Genomic DNA, 17,481 nt, shown 5'->3' with positions numbered 1-17,481 from the left:
ACCTTAGGTCGACAGGCGTTCGATCTCTTCTTTTAGCTTCAGCTTTTGCTTCTTCAGCTGTGCGATATGGAGATCGTCAATACCAGGTGAGCGTTGCGCTTCTTCCACTTCAAGACCGAGAATTTCGTGTTTTTTCTTCAACTCCGTCAGATGTGCGCTCACGCTCATGGCGGTCCTCCTTCTCTGGTTTGTAAGTGTCACGTAAGAAGTTGACCACATCATTTCCAGCCTGTCACGCTGCAGACGCACGAATTCTATAATAAATCCGACAAATTCGGCTGGTCATTGCCGATCAGGCAAAGTGCCCGGTCAAATCCGCCCCATCGCGCAACACCGCCGAAACCACAGGAGTATAGCTTTCACCGTCTTCTACGTGCTGTTCACCGAGGTGCAGAATCAGCGGTGCGTGTAGCCGAAAGGCGGCGCGCCCGCCCTTTCTGGCACGCAAAATCACCAGCTCGGACGCGCGATCCGCACGGGGGGCCAGAGGTAGCACCTGAATCGAGCCCAAGCGGCCCGCGCACCCCGCAAGCATATCGGGCAGCCGGTCTGCCCTCTGGATCATGTGAAGATAACCGCGCGGCGCCAGACGTCGGGCGGCGACATTGATCCAGTCCTCAAGCGGCGTGTCTTCACCCAGTGCGATCTGCCGTCCCGCATCGGTGGCAGGGCTGTGCGCGCCTGCCCGGTAGTAGGGCGGATTGGCGATCACATGATCGAACTGTTCTTGTCGCAGATCATTCGGTAGTGCGTTCAAATCCGCCTCAACCACGGTGATCGCTGCGTTTTGTTCCGAATTGCGGCGGGCCAGATCTGCATAGCCAGCCTGCAGTTCAACCCCAGTTGCCTTCAGGTGCGGCACTCGCGCCATTAGGCACTGAATAGCAGCCCCTGCCCCGCAGCCCAATTCCAGCACCGACTGGCCAGCTTGTGCCGGGACCGATGCCGCCAGTAAGACCGGATCGACCCCTGCACGATATCCTGAGCGCGGCTGCCACAGACGCACACGCCCGCCCAGAAAATCATTGCAGGTCAGATCACTGTCGGAAAAGCTGCTCATCGCCCCAGCGGGATCTCGTTATCGCGCATGACCCGTTCGGCGCGAGTCAGATCATCTGCCCGCACCATCAGGCGACGGGGAAAGATTCCGATGCCGCCTTCTAGGATGCTCATATTTACGTCCATCTGAAAGCAGTCTATATCCTCGCCCTCAAGGAGAGCTGTTGCAAAGGCTAGGATTGTCGGATCGGTGCTGCGCAATAGTTCTTTCATGGGGATGGATGTAAGGGCAAGGTGACAGGGATGTCGAGCCTTGTATCAGGAGAGTGATGAACGTCAGCACGATCTCGAAACCGCATGAGCGTCTGGCAGAGATGCTTGCGGGCGAAATGGCAGCAGTAAATACGCTGATTCGGACGCGTATGGCGTCGGAACATGCCCCGCGCATTCCCGAAGTGACCGCGCACCTGGTCGAGGCGGGCGGCAAGCGTCTGCGCCCGATGCTGACCCTGGCGGCGGCGCAGCTGTTCGGCTATTCAGGCGACCATCACGTCAAGCTGGCTGCAACGGTCGAGTTCATTCATACCGCAACCCTGCTGCATGACGATGTCGTCGATGAAAGCGGGCAGCGGCGCGGGCGACCCACGGCAAACCTGCTATGGGACAATAAATCCAGTGTTCTGGTTGGCGATTACCTGTTTTCCCGCAGCTTTCAGTTGATGGTCGAAACCGGTTCGTTGCGCGTTCTGGATATCCTTGCAAATGCGTCGGCCACAATTGCCGAAGGCGAGGTGCTGCAGATGACAGCGGCCACCGATCTGGGCACGGATGAAAGTGTCTACCTGCAGGTTGTGCGCGGCAAGACAGCGGCGCTGTTTTCTGCCGCAACCGAAGTGGGTGGTGTGATCGCAGGCGCGACCGAGGCGCAGGTCAAGGCGCTGTATGACTATGGCGATGCGCTTGGAATCGCGTTCCAGATCGCTGATGATCTTCTGGATTATCAGGGCGATAGTGCGGCCACAGGCAAAAACGTCGGCGACGACTTCCGTGAACGCAAATTGACCATGCCAGTGATCAAAGCCGTGGCTCAGGCAACTGCCGAGGAACACGCGTTTTGGGAACGGACGATCGGTCGCGGGCGGCAGGAAGAGGGTGATCTGGATCACGCTTTGTCGCTGATGGCCAAATACAGCACGCTGGATGCAACCCGCGCGGATGCGTTTGGTTGGGCGGCCAAGGCCAAGGCTGCGCTGGCGCCTCTTCCGGATCACGAAATCCGCACCCTGTTAGGCGATCTGGCCGACTACGTCGTATCGCGCCTTAACTGAGCGTCGTTGCGCGGTACCACCAGCCGGGTTGGGCCGCGCCGATCTCATAGGCGGCAAAATGGGCTGCTTTGAGCGTTGGATAAAGTGCGAAACAGGTTGAGCCTGAACCCGACATACGAACCATCAACGCGTCTCGGGTGTCTTCCAACGCCGCTAAGACCTCCGCAATGCCCGGCGCTACAGATATTGCAGGCGCCTCTAAATCATTCCGCTGAACCTGCAACCACGTGGCGCAGTCTTCCGGTGTTTTGAATGCAGGGATCTCAGCAGGCATCGGTGCGTAGTCTCTGCTCTGCAAAGCGGAAAACACCGGGCCGGTGGGAACTTCAATACCCGGATTGACCAAAAGCGCCGGGAGGGGCGGCAACGCCATCGGCTCAATCTGTTCACCAATCCCGCGCATACGCGCTGCAGCAGCATGTATGCATACCGGGACATCCGCGCCGAGCGACAGCGACACGCTATCGGGCCACTCTCCCCCCTTCTTCACGGTGCGCAAAACCGCCGCAGCATCCGAGGAGCCGCCCCCGACACCGCCACCGTGCGGCAGTTGTTTGTTCAGATGAATGCGACCGCTCCAGCCTGCGGCCTCGGCGGCCTGCCAGACCAGATTACGATCATCGGTCGGTACGCCATCCGAAAACTCACCCGTGACCGACAGAGACAGCTCGGGGCCGGAACTGAGGCTCAACTGATCCCCAACATCGGCAAAGGCAACCAACGAATCAAGCAGATGATAGCCATCCGCGCGTTGGCCGGTCACATGCAGGGTCAGGTTGATCTTGGCGGGGGCAAATGCCTCAGCCTTCATTGGCGACCTTCAGGGGTTCGGCGCCTTCCTCGGCCAGAACCGCATCCAATCCGACTTCAATCTTGCGGCGAATGCGTTCAGGATCGGCTTCGCCGTCGGTATCTTCAGGATCAATGAAAGACAGGGCTCGTTTCCACTGGAACTCGGCTTCACGCCCGCGACCTACGGCCCAGTAAACATCGCCCAGATGATCATTTACCACCGGATCGACCGGCATCAGTTCAACGGCGCGCTCCATGTGGTCGACTGCTTCGTCGTACCGGCCCAGGCGGAACAACACCCAGCCCAAGCTGTCAACGATATAGCCGCTGTCAGGGCGCGCTGCGACGGCGCGTTCGATCATATTCAACGCTTCGTCCAATTTCTCGCGCCGCTCGACCAGCGAATACCCGAGATAGTTCAGCACCTGTGGTTGGTCCGGGTTCAACTCAAGCGCGCGGCGGAAATCGGCCTCGGCCTCGTCCCAGTTCTTCAGACGTTCATGCGATATCCCCCGGGCATAATGCAGGAACCAGTTTCCACCTGCACCCTCTTCCGTCAGGCCAATCGCCTTGTCGTAAGAGGTGACCGCTGCCGCGTAATCCTCTTGCTGGCGCCGCAGGTCGGCCAAAGCTACATGCACACCGGGCAAATCAGGGCTTTGAGCGGCAAGGTTTTGCAGGACCTCGGCTGCAGCTTCTTTTCTGTCAGAGCGACTTAGGACCTCGGCGCGCCCCAGCTCGGCGGCATGATAATCGCTGCTGTCCGGAGGCACCTGCCGATAGACATCAACCGCCAGATCATATTGTTCCAGCCCATCCAACAACTCAGCGCTTAGCAAAAGCGCATCAATATGGTCAGGCCGCAGAAAGGCCGCGACGCGGGCATATAGCAGAACATAATCCTGCGCGGCCTCGGCACTCAGCGCAGCGCCAACGGTGAAGAAAACCTCGGCCATGCCATCCTGTGCAGAACGGACATGGGTAAAGGGCAGCGTTTCGCCATCAGACAGCCGGGTGACGTAACCTTCGATGGTCGGATCACTGCCGGCGGCAAAGACGTTATCCAGAAATTCCAGCGCATCGTCGTTGCGATCCAGCTGCGACAGCACTTCGGCACGCGCCAGCGCAGCCCGGCGTGAAAAACGGGCGACCAGGCCATCATCTGCGGCAAGGATCGCCTCGGCCCCCTCAAAGTCTCCGACTGACGCCAACGCCATGGCCTTGTGATAAAGTGCAAATTCTTTCAGACCTTCCTGCGTGGTAACAACGTCAAATTGTTCCATCGCTTTGGTCATGGCGCCTTGCCCCATATGAGCCCAAGCAATCATCAGGCCATCAACCAGCGGTCCAACCCCTTGCGTTTCAGGATCGCGGGCCAGAAATTCATCCAGCTTGCCATCTGCCACCAGATTGGCGGCGATCACCATCCGAGCGGCCTGGCTGGGCAGTTCATTTTCCTCGATAACTTCGGCGACGGTCAGGGCCCGCTCAATCTCACCCAAAGCGAGCCGGGCGACGACCACGTTTTCCAGCAGTTTCGGATTTTGGGGATCAGCGCGAAGCGCCTGCGCATAGTAACGCTCGGCAGCGGGATAGTCGCTCTCATAAATCGCCTGACGCCCGGCCAGATACGACCCCGATCCGGTATCCGATACCGCAGGAAACGCGATTGAAGAACTGAGGATCACGGCCAGAGCCGCGCGTCGAACCAGGGAAACCACTGATAATCTGCCTTGCTGTCGTTGACTGACCGACAAGCTAGGGCTTTGCTGGGCGAGAGGCAATGGCAGAGCCTTCACGACCCTGCCAACGCCCGTGTTCTTGCCTACATATTGGGGTAGTTCGGCCCGTCGCCGCCCTGCGGTGTAGTCCAGGTGATGTTCTGGCTGGGATCCTTGATGTCACAGGTCTTGCAGTGAACACAGTTCTGGAAGTTGATCACGAATCGCGGCCCGTCTTCATCCTCGACCATCTCATAGACGCCTGCGGGGCAGTAACGCTGTGCCGGCTCGTCGAATTTGGGCAGGTTGACCTTAACCGGGATGTCCGGGTCGGCCAGTTTCAGATGGCAAGGCTGGCTTTCCTCGTGATTGGTGGCCGCAAACGATACGTTCGTCAGGCGGTCAAAGGACAGTGTGCCATCGGGTTTCGGGTAGTCGATGGGTTGATGCTTGCTGGCATCTTCGGTCGATTCCGCGTCGTTCTTGCCGTGGCCCAGCGTGCCCAGCAGCGAGAAGCCCAGCGTGTTGGTCCACATGTCCATACCGCCCAGTACCAGGCTGGCGGTCAGGCCGTATTTCGACCACAGCGGTTTGACGTTGCGCACCTTCTTCAGATCCGAGCCGATTGCACCATCGCGAACGTTGGCCTCATAAGCGGTCAGCTCATCACCCGAACGCTCGGCCTTGATGGCGTCATAGGCGGCCTCGGCCGCGGCCTTGCCTGACAGCATCGCGTTGTGGTTGCCCTTGATGCGCGGCACGTTGACCATGCCGGCCGAGCAACCCAACAGCGCAACACCCGGTGCGACCAGTTTCGGCATCGACTGGTAGCCACCCTCGGTGATCGCGCGGGCGCCGTAAGCCACACGCTTGCCGCCTTTCAGCAGCTCGGCCACCATCGGGTGGTGCTTGAAACGCTGGAATTCCATGTAGGGGTACAGGTGCGGGTTTTTGTAGTTCAGGTGAACCACAAAGCCGACATAGACCTGATTGTTTTCAAGGTGATAGATGAACGACCCGCCACCCGCGTTGCTGCCCAGCGGCCAGCCCATGGTGTGCGTGACGCTGCCTTCTTTGTGCTTGGCCGGGTCGATCTCCCAGATCTCTTTCATGCCGACGCCGTATTTCTGCGGCTCTTTACCGGCAGACAGGTCGTATTTGGCGATGACTTCCTTGGACAGTGAGCCGCGCACGCCTTCCGACAGGAAGACATATTTGCCATGCAGTTCCATGCCCGGCTCGGTGTTGGGGCCGTAGGATCCGTCTGGCTCCAGACCAAATACACCGGCTACAACGCCTTTGACTTCACCGTTCTCACCGTAGACCAGCTCGGAACAGGCCATGCCGGGGAAGATTTCGACGCCTAGTTCTTCGGCCTGCTCTGCCATCCAGCGGCAGACATTGCCCATCGAGACGATGTAGTTGCCGTGGTTGTTCATCAGCGGCGGCATCGGGAAATTGGGGATGCGGATCTTGCCAGCCTCGCCCAGCATGTAGAAATTGTCTTCATGCACAGGCACGTTCAGCGGGGCACCCTTTTCCTTCCAATCGGGGATCAGAGCATCCAGACCACAAGGGTCCAGCACCGCACCCGACAGGATATGCGCACCCACTTCCGAACCCTTCTCTAGAACCACGACGTTCAGGTCGGCATCCAGCTGTTTCAGACGGATGGCCGCAGACAGGCCCGCAGGGCCAGCACCCACGATCACCACGTCATATTCCATCGCTTCGCGTTCAATCTCGGCCATCGCGGGCTCCTTAGCTAACTTTCCGAATTGGCGCTTTCTTCATGCGGTCGGCGCAATATTGTTTCACGGCTGATTACATGGTCATAAAGACTTTGGTCAATCGAAACACGGCGTAACAACGCCGCTATTCGACACTTCAGGCTTCGGGTGCGTCCCCCATAAGGTATCTGGGACCGCTACCATGGGATTTGGCCCTGTCATCGGGGTTGTAAAGCTTGCATTTCGGCAGGCTGAGGCAGCCGCAACCAATACATCCATCCAGATTGTCGCGCAGTCGCATCAGCGTATCGATTCGCTGATCCAGATGCGTGCGCAGCCGTTCGCTGATACTCTTCCAGTCCTGAGGCGTCGGTGTGCGGTTTCCTGGCAAGCCCGACAATACCTCGCGGATCTCGGGCAAAGTCAGACCGAATTGCTGCGCGATCATCACAAAGCTTAGCCGTCGGATATCGGCGCGCTGATAACGCCGCTGCCCACCCGCGTTACGCCATGGAGATATCAAACCTTGCGCCTCGTAGTATCGGATCGCCGACACTGCCAACCCAGTGCGCCGGGCCAATGCTCCAATCGCCAGACCTTCCGAAACAACCATTACATCCTCCCAAAGAAATCTCTTGACCTAAAGTTAGGTTTAGAAATTACAGTGAGTCGGGACAAGCCTCAAATTGGAAGGAGAATCCCATGATGGCGACGCTGGAACATACTAATTTCACGGTCCGCGACCCAAAGGCATCTGCGGCGTGGATGCAGAAAGTCTTCGACTGGAAAACACGCTGGGAAGGCCCTGCCATTGCCGGTGGCTATACGGTGCATGTGGGCAGCCCTCATACCTATCTGGCACTCTACGCCCCCGGCGATCCCAAGCCATCAGGCGAAAGCAGCTATGATTACGTGGGCGGCTTGAACCATGTAGGTGTGCTGGTCGAGGATATCGACGCCACCGAGGAAAAGGTCCGCAAAGCGGGATTTGAACCGCACAACCACGCAGACTATGAGCCAGGCAAGCGGTTCTATTTCGAAGATGACAATGGCATCGAATTCGAAGTGGTTCAGTATGATTGAGATGCTGTGGCTTGGGCACGAAGCCAGCCGTTGGCGAAGTGGAGAATTGTTGGGAAAGCGCCACAGACGCACCCGCCCCCCGGAACGGCGGCGCTAAGTTGCGAGTTTACTGACAACGCACACCTCCCCTCTTGCAATTCACGCCTCATTTGGGTCAGGTAATTGCCAACCCATCCTTCGCCCCGACGCTATTGTGCGGCGGGGCGTAACAATTTCTGCGTGGACGACAAGACAATGGAAAAGATCCCCATGACGCCTTCGGGCAATGCCGCGCTCGAGGCAGAGCTGAAGAATCTGAAATCCGTCGAGCGCCCGGCGATCATCGAGGCGATTGCCTCAGCCCGCGAACTGGGCGACCTGAAAGAAAACGCCGAATACCACTCGGCGCGCGAAAAGCAGGGCTTTATCGAAGGCCGCATCAAAGAGCTTGAAGGCATCCTGTCGCTGGCAGATGTCATTGATCCGGCCAAACTGTCAGGGGCCATCAAGTTCGGCGCGAAGGTCACGTTGGTGGATGAAGATACCGACGAAGAAAAGACCTGGCAGATCGTGGGTGAGTATGAGGCCAATATCGAAGCGGGCCTTCTGAACATCAAATCCCCCATCGCCCGCGCCCTGATTGGCAAAGAAGAAGGCGACAGTGTCGAGGTCCGCACCCCCGGAGGCGTGCGCTCTTATGAAGTTCTGAGTATCGAATACGCCTGACCGGAGCGTTTGTCATGTCAGGGTCTGAACCTGAGCAAGAACCCGAGAAACCCACCTCGCTGGGTATCTACGACCGTCCGGCGCACCGTTCGGTCACCGAGATCGAGATTGCAGCAGTTGTTCTCAGCCTGATCTGGCTGGTGGTGTCGGTCGTGTTTCTGGTACTGCCCGGCGGGCAACAAGGAGGGTTCATCGTCACCTTCCTGGCGGTGTTCATGCCGGTTGCAATGATCTGGGTCGCAGCCCTCGCGATGCGCGCCAGCCGGGTGATGCGCGAAGAAAGCGCCCGCCTGCAGACAGCCATCGATGCGATCCGCAACAGCTATGTCGTTCAGCAACAACGCGCGGCCAGCACGTATGAACCGACGGTCGGCAAGAAACTGGATGAAATCGCCGAAAGCGCAAAAAAGACCGAGAGCGCGCTGGCGACATTCTCGACCAATCGCGGTGAACCCGGGCGCACCCAAAGGCCCGCGCCGGACATGGCCAATCAGACTTCGTTGGAACTTGGCACCTCAGCGGAAGAAATTGCGCCCCCATTGCCCACCGACATCTTTATCCGCGCCCTGAACTTCCCCCAGACGCAAAGCGATGCCGAGGGATTTAACGCGCTGCGGCTTGCATTGAAAGATCGCAAGACCTCGAAACTTGTGCAGGCCTCACAAGATGTTCTGACCCTTCTCAGCCAGGAAGGCATCTATATGGATGACCTGCGCCCCGATATGGCGCGACCCGAAGTCTGGCGGCAATTTGCCCAAGGCGCGCGCGGGCGGTCGGTGGCTGCCTTGGGTGGCATTCGAGACCGTTCGTCACTGGCGCTGACTGCGGCGCGGATGAAACAGGATCCGATCTTTCGCGATGCCGCACACCATTTCCTGCGCCGCTTTGACCATATGATCGTCGAGTTCGAACCTAATGCCAGCGATGCCGAGCTTACAGCCCTGAGCGAAACCCGCACAGCGCGTGCCTTCATGCTGGTGGGGCGTGTCGCAGGGACGTTCGATTAAAGCCCAAAACTCCCGTAGGGTATGAACCTCACCAGATCGCCGGGCTTGATATCGCGGGCACCGTCCTCGATTTCGACCAAGCCTTCGGCCCAGCTCAGCCCGCTGATCCGGCCAGATCCTTCCGAATGGAATACCTCGGCCTGTCCTTCACGGATGCGCGCCCGCAGGTATTCCCGACGACCCGGTTTCTTGTGCTTTTTGAACGCGGCGGGCACGTCGAAGCCTTGCGGCTCTTGCCAGCCTGCACCGGCCAGCACGTTCAGTGCCGGGCAGGCAAAGATCAACGTGCAAACCAGTGCTGCCACCGGATTGCCCGGCAAGCCAAACACCGGCGTCTGATCCCACATGCCCAGCGCCAAAGGCCGCCCGGGTTTTAGTGCGATGCGCCATTCCTGCATCGCCCCGGCCTCTCGCAACAATGCCGAGACGTGATCTTCATCGCCGGCGGAGGCGCCGCCACTGGTAAGGATTACATCCACTTGCTGAGCTGCGCGATCCAAATGCTGTTTCAGCGCCGCGCGATCATCCTCGGCGCGCCCAAGATCAACCGATTTGAATCCAATCCGCTCGGCCAGTGACAGCAGCATCGGACGATTGGCATCATAAATCTGCCCCAGTCCGGCGCTGTCACCCGGCTCGACCAGCTCATCCCCGGTCGATAGCACTCCGACCCGCAAAACCTTGCGGACAGAAACCTCAGTCAGACCAACCGCCGACAAAAGCGCCAGATCCGTTGGTGTTAAACGCCGCCCAACTGGCAAGGTCAGCGCGCCTTCAACCACGTCTTCGCCTGCCTTTCGCGTGTTCGCGCCCTGTTTTAACGGACCTCGGAATGCAATGTGCCCCTGATCAAAGGTCACATCCTCTTCCAATATGACCGTATTAACACCCTTTGGCAGTGCAGCTCCGGTAAGAATGCGTATCGCATGGCCCTCTGGGACCTCACCGTCAAAGGGTACACCCGCGGCCGCCCGGCCCTCTACCAAAGGCATGACACAGGGTCCGTCCGGCACCGGACCGGCAAATCCGTACCCATCGACAGCGGTGTTGGGCAGAGGCGGGTTTGATCGTTTGGCCGATACGTCCACCGCCAGAACTCGGCCCGCCGCCCGCATCACGGGCACGTTTTCAACCCCAGCTACCACCGACAATCTGTCTCGCAAAAGCGCCAGAGCCTCATCAACGGGTGTCCAGTTCACCCCTGCAGGCAAGGCGAAACAATCATTGCGCAAGGGCGGAGGTGAGATATCCGGCGTGCTCATAATCCGACCTCTTCCAGAATAAAATCTGCAATGACCGCCGTATCATCCAGATCAAACACCGGGCAATCCAATTCCAAAGGCGTATCACTTGCAACCGCGCGAACCGTGTCATCATCCGTGGCGATCAGCGGATTTTCGGGTTCTGCGCGAAACGCTTCGATCTTGGGGTGACGCTCGCGTTTGAAGCCTTCGATCAACACCAGGTCGACCGGAGACAAACGCGACAGCAGGGTGTCCAGCTTCGGCTCGGGCGCACCGCGCAACTCCTGCATCAGTGCGATCCGCTGGCCGGATGCCAACAGCACTTCGGACGCACCCGCCGCGCGATGCCGCTGGCTGTCGGTACCCGGATGGTCTACGTCGACGGAATGATGCGCATGTTTAACGGTGGAAACGGTATACCCACGTCCGGTGATTTCAGCCACCAGCCGTTCCACTAGGCCGGTTTTGCCCGCGTTTTTCCAACCGGTGACGCCGTAAACCCTCATACCTGCTCCAACAAGGTTTCAGCGCGGGCCAGATCATCGGGAGTGTTGACGTTGAAGAACGGATCAAACGGCTGGGCCGAAAACAGCGCCTCTCGCCCATCATGCTGGTCGGTCCACAGGACAACCTTGCGCAGTCCACCGTTCAACGCCGCCCTCAGATCATCGCGCAATGCCACCGGCCAGAGCCCAAAGGTCGGATGCCGATTAATCCGCTTGCCGCCGCCGGATTTTAAAGCCTCGTCACTCGTGCGCGGGGTGGTTGCCAGAACAAGGGGGTAATTCTGCCCTTTGGATGCGTTCACCAGTTGCGCCACAAGATCATGCGGAAAGAACGGAGTATCCGCCGCAACCGTCACGGTAGATTGAGCGCCCTGTTCAGCGGCCCAATCAAGCCCGGCCAAAACACCGGCCAGCGGTCCTGCAAAGCCCTCGATCGAGTCCGAAACAACCGGCAAGTTCAAGCGGGCAAACCGTTCGGCATCGCCGTTGGCGTTCAAAGCCAGCCCGCCGACCTGAGGGCGTAGCCTGTCTATCACCCGATCCAGCAGGCTCTGCCCGCCGATCTGCAACAGCCCTTTATCGCCGCCTCCCATTCGCGTTGCGAGGCCGCCTGCCAGAATAACCCCCAGCGGTTTTTGCGACTGTTCAGCCATCGGCACTTTTCCTGCGATGTTTTTTGTCCTCAATCGCCACGCTCGACGGATCAACATCGCGCACCAATCGGTCTTCGCCCGACAAACACACGAACCGCTGCCCGCGCATCCGGCCGATCAGAGTCAAACCGACCTCGCGCGCGATCTCGACACCCCAGGCGGTGAATCCCGATCGCGAAGCGAGAACAGGGATGCCCATCATCGCCGTTTTGATCACCATTTCCGAGGTCAAACGACCGGTCGTATAGAGGATCTTGTCAGACGCAGTCGCACCCTCGGAGAGCATCCAGCCTGCGATCTTGTCGACCGCGTTATGGCGGCCCACGTCTTCCATATAAACCAACGGGTGGCTTTCATGACAAAGCACCGTGCCATGGATGGCACCCGCCTCGAGGTACAGAGACGGGGTGCGGTTGATCTTCGACGCCAACTCATACAGCCACGAGGTGCGCACCGAGACCTGTGGCAGGCGCACGTCCTCTAGCCCCTCCATCATGTCTCCGAACACAGTGCCTACTGCGCAACCGCTGGTGCGGGTCTTCTTCTTCAGCTTGTCCTCGTATGAGGTCTCACGCGCTGTACGCACGACCACGGTTTCCAGATCGTCGTCATAGTCGACCCGAGTAATTTCATCATCTGCAAGCAGCATCCCCTGATTACGCAGAAACCCGAGCGCAAGGTATTCGGGATAGTCGCCGATGGTCATTGCCGTCACGATTTCCTGTGAGTTGAGGAAAATGGTCAGCGGGCGTTCCTCGACCACCGAGATCTGACTGATCTCACCATTCTGGTCCACACCCTCGACACCGCGCGTCAGGCGGGCAGCCCCCGGATCGGGCGCAATGAGGTAGTCTGACAGGTCGATCTCCGTGGCCAATTGCAACCCCTTCCCAAGACGGCTACTGCTGCTCGCGTCACCATAGGATTTAGCCATGGCCTCTGCCACATCCAAGTCATACTTCTGGAAAGGTTTTCGCGACGGGACGCCGTTTATCTTCGTCGCCATGCCCTTTGGCCTTCTGTTTGGTGTTTTTGCCACAGAAGCAGGGCTGGATATCATCCAGACGATGGCCTTTTCCGCCACGGTGTTTGCCGGCGCTGCTCAGTTCACCGCATTGCAATTGCTGCAGGACAATACACCAACGGTTATCGTTCTGATCTCGGCCCTGGCTGTGAACCTGCGGGTGGCCATGTATTCGGCTTCACTGACCCCTTATCTGGGGGCGGCTCCGCTGTGGCAACGGGCCCTTGGAGCCTATCTTATTGTTGATCAGTCTTACGCCTGTTCGATTGTCCGATTCGAGAAAGAACCGGATATGTCCGTGCCTCAGCGCATGGCGTACTTTGTCGGCTCGGTCACGCCGATCACGCCGCTTTGGATACTCGCCACTTATCTGGGTGCTGTTCTGGGGGCACAGATTCCGGAAAGCTGGGCTCTGGATTTTGCGCTGCCGATCACGTTCTTGTCCATGATCGGACCAATGATGCGCACCATGGCGCATGTTGTAGCCGCGCTGGTGGCGATTGTTGTCGCCCTGCTGTGCGTGGCAGTGCCGTTCAATCTTGGACTGTTGATCGCAGGGATAGCCGGGATGATGGCAGGTGCACGGGCTGAATTGATGTTAGAGCGGAAAAAGTCATGACGCAGATCGACCCGACAACCATGTGGATCATCATCGTAGGTCTGGCGATAGGCAGCTACCTTCTGCGCTTTACCTTTATCGGGCTGGTTGGCGACCGCCCGATGCCGCCCTGGCTTCTGCGGCACCTGAGGTACACAGCAGTGGCGATTCTGCCTGCCCTGATCGCACCTTTGGTAGTCTGGCCCACGGCCACCGAAGGACAACCGGATATGCCGCGCATGGCGGCTGCGGCAGTTGCGTTGACGGTGGGAATTGTAACGAAAAACGTCATAGCGGCCATCTTTTCAGGGGCCGCCACGCTTTACGGTCTGCTTTACCTAGTTGGTTGAGACCGCTTCAAGCTGATTGAGTCGCGCATTGTTTTCCGCCAGCCCCTGCTGCAGATCAGCCGAGTCATTCTCACGATAATCCGTGGTGACAACGCCTGGAATCTGACCAAACTGATCGGATAGCTTCACCGGGTAGAATGTTGTTTTGATTTGCTCGAACCCCGGGACCTGTTGCAGCAATTGCGAGGTCGAATTTGCACAAAAAGCCTGCGAAACCGGGCCCATTTGCTTGGCCAATTGCAGCGCGATCTCGGCCTGCTGTGGCGTCACTTCGATCGTCTGAATACGGGCATAATGCGTCTCGCGCGCATGACTGCTACGATAGGCGCGTTCGACATTTGGCGTGATGCCATAAAGGACATCATTCTTGATCGGCACCACATCCGCCCGGAACGATCCGGCAGGATCAAATATGACCCGCTCGCTCCCGCTGATCATCAGCGACGTGTGTGCCCCAGATCCGGTGCGCGTGCTGATCATCGTATAGAGCGTCAGTGTCGATGGCCCCGGATCACGATAGGACCGGGCCACGATTTCCGAGGGATCAGCCTGCGGGCGCTGCGATCCCGCGCAACCCGCAACTGTCACTGCCAGCAGGCAGGCAATCAGAATCCTGAACAAGAGATGCGCCTCGTGTACCGTTTAGGCCGCAAAGACCGCCAGGAACAGGCAAAGGAGTACAATTGCTACCACGCACCACGTGGTGAATTTGATGAAACCGTCAAAGGTTTTTGTTTGAACGGTGATGTCCATCTCGCCGTGCTTGTGATCAGCCATGTTTATTAGAATCCCAATTCGCGTATTTGAAATGTTGGATAATGCAAAATTCAGGGCCTGTCACGACGTCATTCGCGCGCAGTTGGTCCAAAAATCGTGCAGCCTGGATAACCAAACCCCCAGCGCCAGGGCAACCCGCTGCAGGGACCACCCCCAAAACGCACGGCCAGAAACATCGCCTCGGAGGTGATTGAATGAACCGAGCGGATCTGATCCGGCGTCATGTCATAACGTTCGGCGTATTCATCAGCGTGGCTTTCGCCGTGGGTTTTGACACAGGTGCGCAGCGCGTCATCGGCAGCGAGCCGGGCGTCAAAGCTGGCCTCGGCCTGCGATGCGCCGCCTGCGTTGTAATAAGCGCGATCGTGAGTAACGCAGCAGTACTCCCATGGCGGGTGTTCTTCATAAAGCAGACTGAACTTCGGAAAGGTTTCGGCAACCATACGCCAGCTGGAAGATAATCCGCCCGAACAGCCGTCCGTTTCGAAGGGGGTCAGTTCAGCGCCTTCTATCGTGTCGGCCAACGCCCGGTGAGCGGGTATTTCCACGCTACGCATCAGGTCCTGCGCAGCTGCAGGCAGCGCGCAACAGACCAGAAGGGCGGCCAGTCTATGGTTCCGCATCACGCATCTCGGCAGTATCAATGGACAATCCGAATGTCGTCGCCAACCAAAGCATCAGGCGTTCGCCCGGTCCCATCTCGGCACGAACACGCAGCACTTCGCGGGCCATGGCAGGACGATCGGTGATCAGCCCGTCGACCCCCATCGATGCCATGGCCGACATCTGTAGCGGGTCATTCACCGTCCAGACATAGATGTCCTTGCCCGCCTCATGGACCGAGCGGATCAGACCCGGTGACACCGTTGCTGCGTTTACGGCCACAAAATCGCCCTCAAGCCCCGACAGATTGCCGATGGCGGTCGCGGCCAGAACGCCTGCCCGCCAATCGGGGCGCAGCGCTTTCATCTTCTGCACGGCCGGATATTTCAATGACATGGTGGCGATGTCATCCTGCATATCCAGCTCCTCGACAATCGTGGCAACTTGGTTTTCCAGGTCGACGTCATGGCCATAGTATTTCAGCTCGATGATGACCTTGGATTTGCCCTTCGCAGCTTCCAGAACATCCCGCAGCGTGGGCGTCCGTTCCGAAGCATATTCGGGGCCGAACCAGCTGCCGATATCGATCTCGGCTATATCCTCCATGGTTGCGTCCCAGACCTTGAGCGGCACACCCGCCAATTTCATGAAATCGCTGTCATGCGCGATGATGACCACACCATCCGCGGTCTCCTGAACGTCGATCTCAACCCAATCGGCGCCATCTTCGATAGCCTTCAACACTGCCGCCATGGTATTTTCCGGCCTTATCGCCGCCGCGCCTCTATGACCAATGACATCCGCATGATCGGGGGCCTGAATGCGGACCAGCAACTCCTGCCCGGACCAGAGCCCGATCAGCAGGGCGATTGCCGCGCCACCGACCACAGCGTAAAGCGGCGCGCGCAGGTTGCCTGGTTCGGGATGAGGGACCTCTCGGCCTTGTGTGTCGAAGAACCCATCCAGCAGAACCGCCAATGCTCCCAGAGCGACGGCTGCAAGCACAAGCCCAGCCAGCGACCAGAGGCCCGCTACGATCATACTGAAGATCAGCGCAAAGCGCAGGTTCGTGCTTTCCTGCAACGGTACCAGATCGAACAACAGTCCGGCCACAAAGGCAATCAGTGCGGCGATCACGAGACGCATCGCAAGCCAAAGGCCAAGCTCGATCTTGAGGCGACCGCGTTTGCCTTCCATTCGATCCGTGCTGGCGGAGAAGGCCTCGGCGGGTTTGCAGCCCTCAAATAATACAAGATGCAGCGACAGCGCCCAGGCCGAGAGCCTGCGGATCAGAACCCAAGCCAGACACAGCACCATAAATCCGATCAGCACCACTGCGACCCAGAATGAAGGCGGGTGGAAGGTGAGGTAATAGTTGATGTCGTATTCAGTCAGCATCCACCAGGCGATCAGGCCAGCCACGGCGACAAAAGGCAGCGCAAGTACCAGCACACGCAAAATGAACCGTGCGGCAAAGCCGAAAAGCGCAGGTAAACGCGTCAGGATCAACCGGATGGAAGCACTGCCCGCGCGCCAAGGGTCACGCTCACCCATCCGCAATGATCCGGCCATGACCGAGAAGACAAAGACCTCGGCCAGTAAGAACAGGCTGAGAACTACAACCGCGGCGATGAAGCCCGCTGGTGACAGCAGGAACATCGCAATGTCCTGATCCGTCAGCGCCGATTGATCAGACAATGAAACAGCAACATTGACGGCGATGGCAACGCCCGGAGCGATCAGTGCAACCAGCAGCAACCGGACGGCGACATAAACAGGCACAAACACGCGCCGCCGCGCCCATGCGCCCCTGTAGGCAGTTGTAACGGCTGAGAAATTGGTCACGCGGTTGCCTCCTGAATGGTCTATCCATTCAAGGCTGCGTAAGTGTGAATTGCAAGAGTGGGCGTCAGCTTTCTTCCAGATCAGCCGCCAGCCGGAAACCAATGCGGTTGGCTGGTTTATCCTCGATCGATTTCGGCAAGGCACGCAGCATCACATTCAACTGGCTGACATGCTGGACGAGCTGCGTTTTGGCGCCGCCTCCGTCCGAGCCATAGAAGGTAATCACATCCGGATCGAAATAGCCCATGCCCTCGATCCGCATTACACCGGCATCACCACCGGTGAATCCCATGGCAACCTCGTGATCGCCATCCAGAGTCTTCTCGAAATTCTGAATATACATGATCAGCCGCTCATAGGCCCATTGAGCAGGGCTTTTGCTTTCGACCGGCTTTTGCAATGGCTTGGGCAAATCCTTGTTCCCCGATGCCGCTTCAGGGTTGGCGTGTACCTCATAGCACCGCGGCAACGCCGCAGATTCCGCTGCCTCGGCTGAGGTTTCGATCTTGTCCATTG

Annotated in this window: 22 protein-coding genes; 6 read left to right on the top strand and 16 right to left on the bottom strand. The window is 58.5% G+C overall.

Annotated features, from left to right (window positions below):
• Positions 1-3: 3 nt before the first annotated feature.
• The 3 genes from ACR0BT_RS13735 to ACR0BT_RS13725 all read right to left on the bottom strand — a co-directional run bounded on the left by ACR0BT_RS13735 (position 4) and on the right by ACR0BT_RS13725 (position 1,272).
• Positions 4-168, bottom strand: a complete 165-nt coding sequence (locus ACR0BT_RS13735; RefSeq protein ID WP_170395738.1) for a YdcH family protein — start codon at positions 166-168, stop codon at positions 4-6.
• Positions 169-292: 124 nt separating this feature from the next.
• Complete coding sequence (locus tag ACR0BT_RS13730; RefSeq protein WP_480571470.1) at positions 293-1,060, bottom strand: tRNA1(Val) (adenine(37)-N6)-methyltransferase; 768 nt, start codon at positions 1,058-1,060, stop codon at positions 293-295.
• Positions 1,057-1,272, bottom strand: coding sequence for a putative signal transducing protein (locus ACR0BT_RS13725; RefSeq protein WP_008755664.1), 216 nt, complete (start codon positions 1,270-1,272; stop codon positions 1,057-1,059). The genes ACR0BT_RS13730 and ACR0BT_RS13725 overlap by 4 nt, the downstream gene beginning before the upstream one ends.
• Positions 1,273-1,328: 56 nt before the next feature.
• On the opposite strand from ACR0BT_RS13725, the gene ACR0BT_RS13720 reads away from it, so the two are divergent.
• The gene (locus ACR0BT_RS13720; protein ID WP_480763394.1) at positions 1,329-2,327 is read left to right on the top strand and encodes a polyprenyl synthetase family protein; all 999 of its coding nucleotides are present in this window, start codon (positions 1,329-1,331) and stop codon (positions 2,325-2,327) included.
• Here ACR0BT_RS13720 and ACR0BT_RS13715 read toward each other — a convergent pair.
• The 4 genes from ACR0BT_RS13715 to soxR all read right to left on the bottom strand — a co-directional run bounded on the left by ACR0BT_RS13715 (position 2,320) and on the right by soxR (position 7,183).
• The gene (locus ACR0BT_RS13715) at positions 2,320-3,138 is read right to left on the bottom strand and encodes a 4-(cytidine 5'-diphospho)-2-C-methyl-D-erythritol kinase (RefSeq protein WP_480763393.1); all 819 of its coding nucleotides are present in this window, start codon (positions 3,136-3,138) and stop codon (positions 2,320-2,322) included. The two genes, ACR0BT_RS13720 and ACR0BT_RS13715, sit on opposite strands and share 8 nt — an antisense overlap.
• Entirely contained in the window at positions 3,128-4,840 is a 1,713-nt protein-coding gene (locus ACR0BT_RS13710; protein ID WP_170395730.1) for a tetratricopeptide repeat protein, read from the bottom strand. Before ACR0BT_RS13710 ends, ACR0BT_RS13715 begins: the two co-directional genes overlap by 11 nt.
• A gap of 104 nt (positions 4,841-4,944) precedes the next feature.
• A complete protein-coding gene (locus ACR0BT_RS13705; protein WP_170395728.1) occupies positions 4,945-6,591 on the bottom strand; it encodes an electron transfer flavoprotein-ubiquinone oxidoreductase in 1,647 nt (548 codons plus the stop codon).
• Between the two features lie 136 nt (positions 6,592-6,727).
• A complete protein-coding gene (gene soxR / locus ACR0BT_RS13700) occupies positions 6,728-7,183 on the bottom strand; it encodes a redox-sensitive transcriptional activator SoxR (protein ID WP_170395726.1) in 456 nt (151 codons plus the stop codon).
• An 89-nt stretch (positions 7,184-7,272) separates the two neighbouring features.
• Between soxR and ACR0BT_RS13695 the strand changes: the two genes are divergently transcribed.
• From ACR0BT_RS13695 to ACR0BT_RS13685, 3 genes are all read left to right on the top strand, one after another.
• Positions 7,273-7,653, top strand: coding sequence for a VOC family protein (locus tag ACR0BT_RS13695; RefSeq protein ID WP_170513859.1), 381 nt, complete (start codon positions 7,273-7,275; stop codon positions 7,651-7,653).
• 234 nt (positions 7,654-7,887) lie between these two features.
• A complete protein-coding gene (gene greA / locus ACR0BT_RS13690) occupies positions 7,888-8,358 on the top strand; it encodes a transcription elongation factor GreA (RefSeq protein ID WP_170395722.1) in 471 nt (156 codons plus the stop codon).
• A gap of 14 nt (positions 8,359-8,372) precedes the next feature.
• On the top strand, positions 8,373-9,365 hold the full coding sequence (locus ACR0BT_RS13685) for a hypothetical protein (protein WP_480763392.1): 993 nt from the start codon (positions 8,373-8,375) through the stop codon (positions 9,363-9,365).
• Here ACR0BT_RS13685 and ACR0BT_RS13680 read toward each other — a convergent pair.
• The 4 genes from ACR0BT_RS13680 to ACR0BT_RS13665 are packed head-to-tail and all read right to left on the bottom strand — an operon-like array spanning position 9,362 to position 12,702.
• Positions 9,362-10,627: a molybdenum cofactor synthesis domain-containing protein gene (locus tag ACR0BT_RS13680; protein WP_480763391.1), complete on the bottom strand. Its 1,266-nt coding sequence runs from the start codon at positions 10,625-10,627 to the stop codon at positions 9,362-9,364. The genes ACR0BT_RS13685 and ACR0BT_RS13680 overlap by 4 nt on opposite strands.
• Positions 10,624-11,115 carry a molybdopterin-guanine dinucleotide biosynthesis protein B gene (gene mobB, locus ACR0BT_RS13675; protein ID WP_480763390.1) on the bottom strand — a complete coding sequence of 164 codons (492 nt, stop codon included), beginning with the start codon at positions 11,113-11,115 and terminating at the stop codon, positions 10,624-10,626. The genes ACR0BT_RS13680 and mobB overlap by 4 nt, the downstream gene beginning before the upstream one ends.
• Positions 11,112-11,768 carry a molybdenum cofactor guanylyltransferase MobA gene (gene mobA, locus ACR0BT_RS13670; RefSeq protein WP_480763389.1) on the bottom strand — a complete coding sequence of 219 codons (657 nt, stop codon included), beginning with the start codon at positions 11,766-11,768 and terminating at the stop codon, positions 11,112-11,114. The genes mobB and mobA overlap by 4 nt, the downstream gene beginning before the upstream one ends.
• Positions 11,761-12,702, bottom strand: coding sequence for a formate dehydrogenase accessory sulfurtransferase FdhD (locus ACR0BT_RS13665; RefSeq protein ID WP_255612005.1), 942 nt, complete (start codon positions 12,700-12,702; stop codon positions 11,761-11,763). The genes mobA and ACR0BT_RS13665 overlap by 8 nt, the downstream gene beginning before the upstream one ends.
• On the opposite strand from ACR0BT_RS13665, the gene ACR0BT_RS13660 reads away from it, so the two are divergent.
• On the top strand, positions 12,701-13,411 hold the full coding sequence (locus tag ACR0BT_RS13660; protein ID WP_170408370.1) for an AzlC family ABC transporter permease: 711 nt from the start codon (positions 12,701-12,703) through the stop codon (positions 13,409-13,411). The genes ACR0BT_RS13665 and ACR0BT_RS13660 overlap by 2 nt on opposite strands.
• The gene (locus ACR0BT_RS13655; RefSeq protein ID WP_170395711.1) at positions 13,408-13,740 is read left to right on the top strand and encodes an AzlD domain-containing protein; all 333 of its coding nucleotides are present in this window, start codon (positions 13,408-13,410) and stop codon (positions 13,738-13,740) included. The genes ACR0BT_RS13660 and ACR0BT_RS13655 overlap by 4 nt, the downstream gene beginning before the upstream one ends.
• On the opposite strand, the gene ACR0BT_RS13650 is transcribed toward ACR0BT_RS13655, so the two are convergent.
• The 5 genes from ACR0BT_RS13650 to ACR0BT_RS13630 all read right to left on the bottom strand — a co-directional run bounded on the left by ACR0BT_RS13650 (position 13,729) and on the right by ACR0BT_RS13630 (position 17,479).
• Positions 13,729-14,361, bottom strand: a complete 633-nt coding sequence (locus tag ACR0BT_RS13650) for a hypothetical protein (protein ID WP_170395709.1) — start codon at positions 14,359-14,361, stop codon at positions 13,729-13,731. The two genes, ACR0BT_RS13655 and ACR0BT_RS13650, sit on opposite strands and share 12 nt — an antisense overlap.
• A gap of 21 nt (positions 14,362-14,382) precedes the next feature.
• Complete coding sequence (locus ACR0BT_RS13645; protein WP_170395707.1) at positions 14,383-14,517, bottom strand: aa3-type cytochrome c oxidase subunit IV; 135 nt, start codon at positions 14,515-14,517, stop codon at positions 14,383-14,385.
• A gap of 68 nt (positions 14,518-14,585) precedes the next feature.
• Entirely contained in the window at positions 14,586-15,140 is a 555-nt protein-coding gene (locus ACR0BT_RS13640; RefSeq protein WP_480615390.1) for a hypothetical protein, read from the bottom strand.
• Positions 15,127-16,965 carry a glycerophosphodiester phosphodiesterase family protein gene (locus tag ACR0BT_RS13635; RefSeq protein ID WP_480763388.1) on the bottom strand — a complete coding sequence of 613 codons (1,839 nt, stop codon included), beginning with the start codon at positions 16,963-16,965 and terminating at the stop codon, positions 15,127-15,129. Before ACR0BT_RS13635 ends, ACR0BT_RS13640 begins: the two co-directional genes overlap by 14 nt.
• Before the next feature lie 64 nt (positions 16,966-17,029).
• Positions 17,030-17,479: a DUF6173 family protein gene (locus ACR0BT_RS13630; protein WP_170395701.1), complete on the bottom strand. Its 450-nt coding sequence runs from the start codon at positions 17,477-17,479 to the stop codon at positions 17,030-17,032.
• Positions 17,480-17,481: the final 2 nt, after the last annotated feature.

It is taken from the genome of Ruegeria sp. CJ6 (assembly GCF_056536665.1).
The sequence above is the reverse complement of the archived record's forward strand: the minus strand, read 5'-3'. Positions and strand labels throughout refer to the sequence as shown.

Excerpts from the sequence above, each read along its gene's own strand:
- ACR0BT_RS13735 (WP_170395738.1), bottom strand. The coding sequence starts at position 168 with ATGAGCGTGAGCGCACATCTGACGGAGTTGAAGAAAAAACACGAAATT.
- ACR0BT_RS13730 (WP_480571470.1), bottom strand. The coding sequence starts at position 1,060 with ATGAGCAGCTTTTCCGACAGTGATCTGACCTGCAATGATTTTCTGGGC.
- ACR0BT_RS13725 (WP_008755664.1), bottom strand. The coding sequence starts at position 1,272 with ATGAAAGAACTATTGCGCAGCACCGATCCGACAATCCTAGCCTTTGCA.
- ACR0BT_RS13720 (WP_480763394.1), top strand. The coding sequence starts at position 1,329 with ATGAACGTCAGCACGATCTCGAAACCGCATGAGCGTCTGGCAGAGATG.
- ACR0BT_RS13715 (WP_480763393.1), bottom strand. The coding sequence starts at position 3,138 with ATGAAGGCTGAGGCATTTGCCCCCGCCAAGATCAACCTGACCCTGCAT.
- ACR0BT_RS13705 (WP_170395728.1), bottom strand. The coding sequence starts at position 6,591 with ATGGCCGAGATTGAACGCGAAGCGATGGAATATGACGTGGTGATCGTG.
- soxR (WP_170395726.1), bottom strand. The coding sequence starts at position 7,183 with ATGGTTGTTTCGGAAGGTCTGGCGATTGGAGCATTGGCCCGGCGCACT.
- ACR0BT_RS13695 (WP_170513859.1), top strand. The coding sequence starts at position 7,273 with ATGATGGCGACGCTGGAACATACTAATTTCACGGTCCGCGACCCAAAG.
- greA (WP_170395722.1), top strand. The coding sequence starts at position 7,888 with ATGGAAAAGATCCCCATGACGCCTTCGGGCAATGCCGCGCTCGAGGCA.
- ACR0BT_RS13685 (WP_480763392.1), top strand. The coding sequence starts at position 8,373 with ATGTCAGGGTCTGAACCTGAGCAAGAACCCGAGAAACCCACCTCGCTG.
- ACR0BT_RS13680 (WP_480763391.1), bottom strand. The coding sequence starts at position 10,627 with ATGAGCACGCCGGATATCTCACCTCCGCCCTTGCGCAATGATTGTTTC.
- mobB (WP_480763390.1), bottom strand. The coding sequence starts at position 11,115 with ATGAGGGTTTACGGCGTCACCGGTTGGAAAAACGCGGGCAAAACCGGC.
- mobA (WP_480763389.1), bottom strand. The coding sequence starts at position 11,768 with ATGGCTGAACAGTCGCAAAAACCGCTGGGGGTTATTCTGGCAGGCGGC.
- ACR0BT_RS13660 (WP_170408370.1), top strand. The coding sequence starts at position 12,701 with ATGGCCTCTGCCACATCCAAGTCATACTTCTGGAAAGGTTTTCGCGAC.
- ACR0BT_RS13665 (WP_255612005.1), bottom strand. The coding sequence starts at position 12,702 with ATGGCTAAATCCTATGGTGACGCGAGCAGCAGTAGCCGTCTTGGGAAG.
- ACR0BT_RS13655 (WP_170395711.1), top strand. The coding sequence starts at position 13,408 with ATGACGCAGATCGACCCGACAACCATGTGGATCATCATCGTAGGTCTG.
- ACR0BT_RS13645 (WP_170395707.1), bottom strand. The coding sequence starts at position 14,517 with ATGGCTGATCACAAGCACGGCGAGATGGACATCACCGTTCAAACAAAA.
- ACR0BT_RS13640 (WP_480615390.1), bottom strand. The coding sequence starts at position 15,140 with ATGCGGAACCATAGACTGGCCGCCCTTCTGGTCTGTTGCGCGCTGCCT.
- ACR0BT_RS13630 (WP_170395701.1), bottom strand. The coding sequence starts at position 17,479 with ATGGACAAGATCGAAACCTCAGCCGAGGCAGCGGAATCTGCGGCGTTG.